Consider the following 1,068-nt stretch of genomic DNA (forward strand, 5'->3'; position numbering starts at 1 on the left):
ACCGCGGCGCGCAGCTCGCGGATCAGCGGTTCGTTCGGTGCGTGTCGTGCCATGCGTGCCATGCGTGCCATGCGGACAGCCTGTCACTCCGGGGCGGGGGCGGCGCGTATGCGGCGTCCGGCGCGGGGCCGGGTTCGCGCGGGTCCCGGACGGGCGGGGTGAACGCCCGTGGCGGGCGCGGTGAACGAGGTGTGCGGGCCGGCGGCGGGCCAGGGCGTGCGGCGGCCTTTGTGCGCGGGCGTGCGTGTACGCCCCCATGTGCCCCTTGCCGCCCGGCGAGTTCCGTCAGCACATGAGCAACACGCGTCTCTATCACAGAGTTTCCCCACGCCCCGCCGAACCCTCCTATAGTGTTGCGTAATTGAGTGGTTCCCGTCCGCTCTCACCATCGCCCCCTCCCGTCCGCGAGGTCTTCGACTCATGACGGAGCGTTCCCCCCTGCGGCCGACGCTGCTCGCCCTGGCCACCGGCGTCACACTCACCGCGGCGGCGTGTCTGGGGGCGGTCCTGGCCGCCCCCGAGTCGTTCCGGCGGGAGGTGACCTGGGGCGCGGGCGCCGCGGCCCTGCTGCTGACCGCCGCCGTCACCACCGCCGTGTGGGCCCTGGCGCGCGGGCGCACGCTGGGGCGTTCCCTGCGGGAAGCGCAGCGGGAGTGGGCCGAGCTGGCCGGCACGACCGTGCCCGCCGTCGTGGCCCGTCTGCGCGAGGGCGCGGCGGCGGATACGGCGCTGGTGGGCCTGCCGCAGCCGCGCGACGAGGCGGCGCGCAGCGTGCTGCGGACGCTGGCCGCGGAGGTGGCGCGCGGCGAGGGCGCCAAGGCCGCGACGCTGGCCTCGGCGGCGAACGCGGCCGGGCGGATGCAGGCGCTGGCGACGAGCATGCTCGCGGACCTGCGGGAGATGGAGCACCGGCACAGCGACGAGGAGGTCCTGGGCGACCTCCTCCACCTGGACCACCGCACCGCGCAGGCCGGGCGCCTGGCGGACAGCGTGGCCGTGCTCACCGGGGCGCGCTCGGGGCGCCGCTGGGCCAAGCCGATCCCGATGGAGTCCGTGCTGCGCGGCGCG

The 1,068-nt window shown here is 76.3% G+C and carries 1 pseudogene; it reads left to right on the plus strand.

Annotation, left to right across the window (positions count from 1 at the left end):
* Positions 1 to 420 precede the first annotated feature (420 nt).
* Positions 421 to 1,068: pseudogene (locus D7231_RS35650) on the plus strand (ATP-binding protein); the annotation flags it as partial.

Source organism: Streptomyces klenkii (genome assembly GCF_003626645.1).
GTDB classification, from domain to species: Bacteria; Actinomycetota; Actinomycetes; order Streptomycetales; family Streptomycetaceae; genus Streptomyces; species Streptomyces klenkii.